Raw genomic sequence first — 8,266 nt, forward strand, 5'->3', positions numbered from 1 at the left:
AGCAGTTCGTCGAACTGCGCGTTGAGCTTGGCTTCTATGCTGTCCTTGAACATGGCGGCCAGAAAGCCCAGCTCGGCCTCGAGTTCGAACGCGCTGGCGGTCACCACGAGCCGGCCGTCGACGCCATTGCCGCTGAAGCGCAGCAGGTCCTGCGCGTCGCCGGATTCGTATTCGCATTGCACGCCGAATTTCTCGGCGGCCTTTTCGCCCCAGCGCTGGGCGTGGTGGCGGGCCGCGGGCAGGCCCAGCGAGTGGGTGCGGGAAAGCTGGATGTCTGGCAAGGGTTAGTCCGGGTGAAGTGGTGTGGAAGGGGGCGGGCGGCGATGACTACACTGGGCCGATCGCATCCCCTGATTTTAAGGAGCAACCTGCATGTCCGATCTGAACGCCGCTTTCGAAGCCGCCGTGGCCCAATCCAAGACGCTCAGCGAGCGGCCCGACAACGCCACGCTGCTCAAGATCTATGCCTTGTACAAGCAGGCCACGCAGGGCGACAACGAAGAGAAGAAACCCAGCTTCAGCGACATGGTGGGCCGCGCCAAGTGGGATGCCTGGGAAAAGCTCAAGGGCACCGAGGGCGACGCGGCGCGCCAGCAATACATAGCTCTCATCGAGTCGCTGAGCTGAGCGTTGCGGCCGCAGCGCCGTCGCAGGCCGCGGGGCGCTCGGGCATCAGCGCGCACAGCGTGCGCCGGCGCTCGGCCTCGGGCTGCCGGGCCAGTCGCTCGACCGCGGCGTGGAAGGCCGGCCAGGGCGCAGCTTGGCCCGCCTGCTGAGCGAACAGCGCCGTGAACGCCGGCACCCAGAGGTCATAGGCCGCGAGCGCGCCGAACGCCGCGTTGTTGGCCTCGGCGACCCAGCGGTCCAGGCGCTGCAGCGATTGTTCTGCCATCTGCGGCCGCGCGGCGAGTTCGGGCGATGCCAGCCATTGCGCGCGCAGCGCCTGATAGCGCGCCCTGAACTCCTGCAGTATCCGGGCCTTGGCCGGCGCCAGCGCGTCGGCGGGCGGCGCGGCGTAAAGCGTTTCAAGCGCTTCGCGTGTCTGCTGCGTGAGCGCGCGGAATTGCGCGCGCCGCTGCTGTGCGGCCTGCCATGCGGGCGAGGCCGCGTCGGCGCTTGTCGACTGCCGCAGCCAGGCCTGCGTGCCCAGCCGCTCCACGGCCGTCGCATACGATTCGTTGAAGTTCATGTCGCCGGCCAGATAGACGCGCTGGTGCGACAGCTCATGGAACAGCAGGCCCACGAGTTCGCCTTCGGGCCAGCGCACGAAGGTGTCGAGCAGCGGATCGCCGCCCAGCCAATTGAACCAGCCCAGCGTCGAATACGCGGGCACGGGGTAGACATGGACTTCCAGGCCTTGCTGGGCGAGCGGGCGCGCCTGGGCCTGGGCATCGGCGAGCGCGAAGTAGCCGCGGTAGCCCACGCAGCCCGCGACCGGAAAGCACCATTGGTGCAACTGCAGCGAGTCGGGCGGCGCGGCCGTGACATTCCACACCGCGGCCGGGCGATCGAGCACCGCATAGCGGCGGTAGCTCGCGTTGTCGGGCAGGGCCAGCGCCTGGCTCGCGAAGTCGCGCGCGCGCTGCGCCAGCTGCAGCTGGGCGCGCAGCGCGGGCGACAGCCCGGGGTCTTCGAGCCACTCGGCGACCGGCCGCGCCGCGTGCAGCATCTGCAGCTGGCCGCGCGCGCCCTGCCAGTAGTAGCCCACATCGGGCAGCGCGCAGCCGCCGACCAGGGCTGCCAGCAGGCCTGCTGCCAGGCACTTGCAGGCCTGCTGCCCCCGCTGGCGCCAGGGGCTGACTACACTCATGGCTTCATTCACGCTGTTTTCCCCCGATCCGATGGACTTCTTTACGCTGGCAATCATTGTCACCATAGCCGTTTATGTGCTCAAGCGGCAGGACCAGCGGCGGCGCACGCGCCTGCTCGCCGAACATCTGGGCCGCCTGCAGATCGAGAAACTCATGGGCAGCCTGATCGAAGGTTACCTGCGCGCGTTGGGCGAGACCGATCTGCAGCGCCGCACGCAGATCTGGGTGCTGCTCGAAGGCACGGAAAAAAGCCTGGCCGAGCAGTTCCAGCGCTTTGCCGAGCAGTTCTCCGCGGTCGATGAAAAGGAGGTGCGCGTGAGCACCTTGCCGCTGGCGCTGCCCTACATCGAACGCGTCTACCCCCAGGGCAGTTTCGACATGCGCGAGATGGTCAAGATCCATGCGCGCGGCATTGCCGCCGCCCAGGTGTTCGCGGCCCAGGACGATGACGAGCGCCGCCGGCGCGCTTTCACGCTCACGGCCGAGATCTTCCTGATGCAGCACAGCTGCCATTGGTTCTGCAAGTCGTTGACGGTCGCCTCGATGCGCCTGCTCGCACGCCACCAGACCAGCTACGAACAGGTCCAGACTTCGGTCTCGGCGGCCACGCGCGACGCGTATCTGCGGCTGATTGGCAAGCGCTAAAAAAGCCGTCGGTCTGCCGGACAAGGGCTATCATCGGATCAGGAGCAATGCTATTGCCGTCTTTTGTATGAAAGCGAAAAATAGTCAGTGCCATGAAACATCTGATTCACACGCTCGAGGGCCGGTTGGCCCCTTTGCCGGTGGCCGTTGCCGTGGAGCTGCCTTCGGGTGAGCGGGTCGGCAAGACCCCCACCGACGTGGTGCTGCGGTTTCGCTCGCTCGCTCCGCTCGCGGCCCTGGCCGCAGGCCATATAGGCACGCTGGGCGCGGCCGTGGTTGAAGGCCAGGTCGAGCTCGAAGGGCGGGTGCGCGACATCATGCGCGCGGCCTCGGGCCTGCTGCAGTCCGATCCGGTGCGCGGCACGTCGAGCTGGTGGTCGCAGATCATGGCGCGCACGCGCTCGATGGCGCTGCATACGCTGGCGCGCGACGCCGAGCAGATCGAGTTCCACTACGACCTGTCCGACGACTTCTATGCGCTGTGGCTGGACCCGCGGCGCGTCTATTCCTGCGCCTACTACCGCCGGCCCGACATGACGCTGGCCCAGGCCCAGGAAGCCAAGCTCGACCATATCTGCCGCAAGCTGCAGCTGCGCGCCGGCGAACGCTTTCTCGACATAGGCGCGGGCTGGGGCGGGCTGCTGCTGTGGGCCGCCGAGCATTACGGCGTGCAGGCCCAGGGCATCACGCTGTCGCGCAACCAGCATGCCTATGTGAACCAGTTGATACAGGCGCGCGGCCTGCAGGACCGCGTGCGCATGGATCTGCGCGACTACCGCGAACTGCAGCCCGAGACCCCGTTCGACAAGATTGCCTCAGTGGGCATGTTCGAGCATGTGGGCCTGGCGCAGATGCCCGCCTATGCCGACACCGTGCAGCGCCTGCTGCGGCCCGGCGGCCTGGCGCTGCTCCATGGCATCACTTCGGGCGGCGTCGACAATGTCGAAGTCGGCGCGGGCATGGGCGAGTTCATCAGCCGCTACATCTTTCCCGGCGGCGAGCTGCTGCATGTGAGCAAGGTGTTGCATGCGCTGGCGCAGGGCGGGCTTGAAATGGTCGACACGGAAAATCTGCGGCCGCATTACGCACGCACGCTATGGGCCTGGTCCGACGCGCTCGAGGCGCAGCTGCCGCAGGCTCAGCGTATCCTTGAGCAGCAGACCGACGGCGAACGCGGCGCGCGCGCGCTGCGTGCCTACCGGCTGTACCTGGCCGGCTGTGCCATGGGCTTCGAGCGCGGCTGGATCGCGCTGCACCAGATGCTCGTGACCCGTCCCGACGGCCAGATGGGCAGCGGGGCGTTGATTGGCGCCCAGTCCGAATACCCGTTCAATCGCGAATACATGTACACCGAAGGAATTGCATGCCCTACAAGTTCAAATCCCGTGCCACCGCAGATCTGATCATGCTCGACGCCAGCGCGCGCAAGCTGCTGGCCATCGTCGGCAAGGACGCCGACGGCCCGGGCATCATCACCGCGATGCAGATTCCGGGCGCGCTGGCCGCGCTGGAGCAGGCCGTAGTTGAAGAGGAAGCGCGCCGCGCCGCCGCCGGCGAGACGCAGGACGATGCCGATGGCACGCAGGGCGATGAAGATGACGCCGCACCCGCGGGCGCCGCCGACGGCGTGAGCCTGCGCCAGCGCACGGCGCCGTTCATCGACATGCTCAAGCGCAGCGCGGCCGAGGGGCGCGATGTGACCTGGTGAACCTGGCCGCCCACGTTCACCCACTGCGTTTTGCCTTGGGACGACCAAGCAATTGTTCCAGCCAAAAAAAAACCGGCCCACAGGCCGGTTTTTTCATGCGCCACGCGCTATCAGTCTGCGTACGCGCCTGCGGCCTTGATGACCTTGCCCCAGGTTTCGATTTCGGATTGCACGAACTTCTTGTGGCCTTCGGGCGAAGTGCGCGCGTCGGAGGCGATCACCGCGCCCAGCTGCTCTTCCTTCTTGATGAACTCGGGTTCCTTCAACGCCAGGCGCATCGCTTCGTTGACCTTCTTGGTCACGGCCGCGGGCGTGCCCTTGGGCGCGTACAGGCCGTGCCAGACCGTGACCTGGAAGTTCTTCAGGCCGCTTTCGTCCAGCGTGGGCAGGTCCTTGAGGGCCGGCGTGGTCAGGCGCTTGGGCGTGGTCACGCCATAGGCCTTGACCTTCTTGGATTCGATCTGCGCCGTGGTGTTGGTGGTCTGGTCGCACAGCAGATCGACCTGATTGCCCATCAGGTCGGCAATCGCGGGCGCCGCACCCTTGTAAGGCACGGGCGTCATTTCGGTCTTGAGCGTCGACTGCAGCATCAGGCCGCACAGGTGCGATGCCGAACCCACGCCGGCGTTCGCCAGGTTGACCTTGCCCTGGTTCTTGCCTATCCAGGCAATCAGCTCCTTGTAGTTGTCGGCGGGCAGCGTGGGCTTGCCGATCAGCGTCATGGGCACATCGTTGATGATGCCCAGGTATTCGAAGTCGTTGAGCACGTTGAACGACAGCTTGCGGTACAGCGTGGGCACGGTGGCCATGCCGATGTGATTGAGCAGCAGCGTGTAGCCATCAGGGTTGGCGCGAGCCACCTTGGCGATGCCGATCGCGCTGCCGGCGCCGGCCGAATTGTCGATCACGATCGTCGCATTGTTCAGGTGTTTGCGCATCGAATCGGCCAGATCGCGGGCGACGCGGTCGGTCGGACCTCCGGCAGTGAAAGGCACCACGATGGTGATGGTCTTGCCTGCGGCGGGGAAGTCCTGGGCTTGTACTCCGGTGGCGGCAACGGCGGCCAAGGCGATGGACGCCAGCTTGAACAACTTCTGCATGAATAAGGCTCCTTATGGACGTTCATGATAAGAACGAATGCCGAAATCGCTCCCGCGGAAAAATAAGTGTTTTCCCTGAAAACCCGCAAGAAAATTGCCAGCAAATTGATCCAGATCGTCCTAGCGATAGCTGCGTGCGTCTTCGATGACCACGCCGTCGTTGGGCAACGCGCCCGGCGCCAGCGGCTGCACATCGCAGCGCAGCTTGGTCAGGTCGCGCACGCATTCCTCGATCTGGCGCAGCAGCGCGGGGTCGCTGTCCCGGGTCTCGACCAGCAGCTCCATCGAGTCGTTGGCCATTTCGCCGCGCACCACCAGGCGCGCGCGCTGCACCTGGGCGAAACGCTGCACGACCTGATGGACCTGGGCCGGGTGCACGAACATGCCGCGCACCTTGGTCGTCTGGTCGGCGCGCCCCATCCAGCCGCGGATGCGGATGTTGGTGCGGCCCGTGGGGCAGTGTCCCGGCAGCACCGCCGACAGGTCGCCGGTGCCGAAGCGCACCAGCGGATAGCCGGGGTTGAGCGTGGTCACCACCAGTTCGCCGACTTCGCCGTCGGGCACGGGGTCGTTGGTGCCGGGGCGCACGATTTCGACGATCACGTTCTCGTCGACGACCAGGCCTTCGCGCGCCGGCGTCTCGTAGGCGATCAGTCCCAGGTCGGCCGTGGCATAGCACTGGTAGCCGGCGACGCCGCGCTCGGCCAGCCAGTCGCGCAGCGACGGCGGAAAGGCTTCGCCCGAGACCAGGGCCTTGTGCAGGCTGGGCAGGGGCTGGCCCAGGCTTTGTGCTTTTTCTATCAGGATGCGCAGAAAGCTCGGCGTGCCTATGTAGCCCGCGGGGCGCAGCTCGGCAATCGCCTGCACCTGCTGCTCGGTCTGGCCCGTGCCCGCGGCAAACACCGTGCAGCCCACGGCCTGGGCGCCGGTTTCCATCATCGCGCCCGCGGGCACGAAGTGGTAGCTGAAACTGTTGTGCACCAGCTCGCCGGGGCGAAAGCCCGCGGCGTGGATGGCACGCGCCATGCGCCAGTAGTCGCTGCCGCAGCCTTCGGGCTCGTAGATGCCGCCGGGGCTGGAAAACACGCGCGGCATCTGCGCGCCGAAAGCCAGCGCGCTGAAACCGCCGAACGGATTGTCGGCGCGCTGCGCCTGCTGGCGTTGCAGCAGTTCGGACTTGCGTGTCACGGGCAGCCGGGCCAGGGCCTGGCGCGATGTCACGGCGGCGGCGTCTATGCCCGCAAGAATTTCGGCAAAAGCGGGCGACGCCTGCTGCGCATGCGCGATCTGGCGCGGCAGCGCGGCCATCAAGGCCTGTTCGCGGGCTTCGGGGGCGCGCGCTTCCAGCGCGTCGTAATGGTCGGTCATGAAGAATTCCTTGGCTACGGGAGGTCGCGAGATGCAGGCCCTTCGACAGGGCGAACGGGGGAAAACCGTTCGTCCTGAGCCTGTCGAAGGATGAACGTCCACGCTCTATGCAAAGACGCGTTGGGCAGATGTCTGCATGGCTCAGGCAAGCCAGCGCTTGCGCCGCTTGTAGCTCTTGACGTCCTTGAAGCTCTTGCGTTCGCCGCCGCCCATGCCGAGGTAGAACTCCTTGACGTCCTCGTTGTTGGCGAGATCGCTTGCCGGGCCGTCCATCACGATGCGGCCGCTTTCCATGATGTAGCCGTAGTCCGCGTAGCGCAGCGCCATGCTGGTGTTCTGTTCGGCCAGCAGGAAGGTGACCTGCTCGCGGTGGTTGAGGTCCTTGACGATGTTGAACACCTCTTCGACGATCTGCGGCGCCAGGCCCATGGACGGTTCGTCCAGCAGCACCATGCGCGGATTGCTCATCAGCGCGCGGCCGATGGCGCACATCTGCTGCTCGCCGCCCGAGGTGTAGGCGGCCTGCGAATGGCGCCGGGTCTTGAGGCGCGGAAAATAGTTGTAGACCTTCTCGAGGTTGGCCGAAATCTCGCCGGCATCGGTGCGTGTGTAGGCGCCGGTCAGCAGGTTTTCCTCGATGCTCAGGTGGGCGAAGCAATGCCGGCCTTCCATCACCTGGACCACGCCGCGGCGCACCAGGTCCGAAGGCGTGAGGTTGGCGATCTGCTCGCCTTCGAGCTCGATCGAGCCCTTGGTGACTTCGCCGCGTTCGCCCTTGAGCAGGTTGGAGATCGCGCGCAGTGTCGTGGTCTTGCCTGCGCCGTTGCCGCCGAGCAGCGCGACGATGCTCTGGCGTGGCACCTGCAGCGACACGCCCTTGAGCACCAGGATCACATGGTTGTAGATGACCTCGATGCCGTTGACCACAAGCAGCGGTTCGGCAGTGGCGACGGGCGTGGGGGCGGTGGTTTCAGACATGGGAACAGCCTCGCTGGGGAAATCGAAAAAGGGGCCCGGGCGCCGGCCAGGCGCGATGAAGGGCCTGGCCGGCGCGCAGCGCCATCAGTTGCAGCTGCGCGGGGTGACGTTCTTTTCCTTGGCGTACTTGTCCGCGTACTCCTTGACCAGCGGCTCGACCATGGACTTGTCGGCCTGGTACCAGTCGGAGACCACGGTCCACTTGGCTCCGTCCCATTGCGCGATGCGCGACCAGTCGGTGCCCAGGTGGTTGGTGCAGCTCGTCTGGATGGGGCGCAGGATCTTGCCGAAGCCCAGCGCGTTGAGCTTTTCCTGCGTCAGGTTCAGGTTCTCCAGGCCCCAGCGCACCTGCTCGGGCGACATGACCTTGCCCTTGCCGTACTTCTCCTGCGCGGTGCGGATCGCCTCGACCTGCAGCATGGAGATCACCATGCCGCGGGTATGGGCCATGGCGCCTACGCTGGTGGCGTTGGACGCCGTGCCCTGGCCCTTGTCGTAGACCGCGCTCTTGACTTCGTCATGCACCTTGTCGTGCTCGGCCGTGTTGTGGATGGTCACGGTGTTGTAGCCCTTGGCGCCGGCACCGATGTCCTTCACGTCGTGGTCCGAGCCGGCCCACCAGATCGCGTAGATCTTGTCGCGCGCGAAGTTGGTTG

General features: G+C 66.1%; 9 protein-coding genes and 1 pseudogene. 4 read left to right on the forward strand and 6 right to left on the reverse strand.

Annotation, left to right across the window (positions count from 1 at the left end; all coding sequences use genetic code 11):
* Positions 1–281 (reverse strand): polyhydroxyalkanoic acid system family protein (locus RR928_RS22340; protein ID WP_332548102.1); only part of this gene is annotated, 281 nt, incomplete at its 3' end.
* A gap of 91 nt (positions 282–372) precedes the next feature.
* Between RR928_RS22340 and RR928_RS22345 the strand changes: the two genes are divergently transcribed.
* The gene (locus RR928_RS22345) at positions 373–627 is read left to right on the forward strand and encodes an acyl-CoA-binding protein (protein WP_332684316.1); all 255 of its coding nucleotides are present in this window, start codon (positions 373–375) and stop codon (positions 625–627) included.
* Here RR928_RS22345 and RR928_RS22350 read toward each other — a convergent pair.
* A complete protein-coding gene (locus RR928_RS22350) occupies positions 608–1,810 on the reverse strand; it encodes an aminopeptidase (RefSeq protein ID WP_332548103.1) in 1,203 nt (400 codons plus the stop codon). The two genes, RR928_RS22345 and RR928_RS22350, sit on opposite strands and share 20 nt — an antisense overlap.
* A gap of 31 nt (positions 1,811–1,841) precedes the next feature.
* On the opposite strand from RR928_RS22350, the gene RR928_RS22355 reads away from it, so the two are divergent.
* From RR928_RS22355 to RR928_RS22365, 3 genes are all read left to right on the forward strand, one after another.
* Positions 1,842–2,456, forward strand: coding sequence for a hypothetical protein (locus RR928_RS22355; RefSeq protein WP_332534815.1), 615 nt, complete (start codon positions 1,842–1,844; stop codon positions 2,454–2,456).
* A 92-nt stretch (positions 2,457–2,548) separates the two neighbouring features.
* Positions 2,549–3,859, forward strand: a complete 1,311-nt coding sequence (locus RR928_RS22360) for a class I SAM-dependent methyltransferase (protein ID WP_332548104.1) — start codon at positions 2,549–2,551, stop codon at positions 3,857–3,859.
* Positions 3,820–4,164 (forward strand): DUF1840 domain-containing protein, encoded by a 345-nt coding sequence (locus RR928_RS22365; RefSeq protein ID WP_332548105.1) that lies wholly within the window; start codon positions 3,820–3,822, stop codon positions 4,162–4,164. The genes RR928_RS22360 and RR928_RS22365 overlap by 40 nt, the downstream gene beginning before the upstream one ends.
* 110 nt (positions 4,165–4,274) lie before the next feature.
* Here RR928_RS22365 and RR928_RS22370 read toward each other — a convergent pair whose 3' ends face one another.
* The 4 genes and pseudogenes from RR928_RS22370 to RR928_RS22385 all read right to left on the reverse strand — a co-directional run.
* Positions 4,275–5,264 carry a tripartite tricarboxylate transporter substrate-binding protein gene (locus RR928_RS22370; protein WP_332534799.1) on the reverse strand — a complete coding sequence of 330 codons (990 nt, stop codon included), beginning with the start codon at positions 5,262–5,264 and terminating at the stop codon, positions 4,275–4,277.
* Between the two features lie 120 nt (positions 5,265–5,384).
* Positions 5,385–6,632, reverse strand: coding sequence for a phenylacetate--CoA ligase family protein (locus tag RR928_RS22375; RefSeq protein ID WP_332534801.1), 1,248 nt, complete (start codon positions 6,630–6,632; stop codon positions 5,385–5,387).
* Between the two features lie 141 nt (positions 6,633–6,773).
* Positions 6,774–7,610, reverse strand: coding sequence for an ABC transporter ATP-binding protein (locus tag RR928_RS22380; protein WP_332534802.1), 837 nt, complete (start codon positions 7,608–7,610; stop codon positions 6,774–6,776).
* Between the two features lie 84 nt (positions 7,611–7,694).
* A pseudogene (locus RR928_RS22385) lies at positions 7,695–8,266 on the reverse strand (ABC transporter substrate-binding protein); the annotation flags it as partial.

Source organism: Comamonas sp. (genome assembly GCF_036666375.1).
Classification (GTDB): domain Bacteria; phylum Pseudomonadota; class Gammaproteobacteria; order Burkholderiales; family Burkholderiaceae_C; genus Comamonas.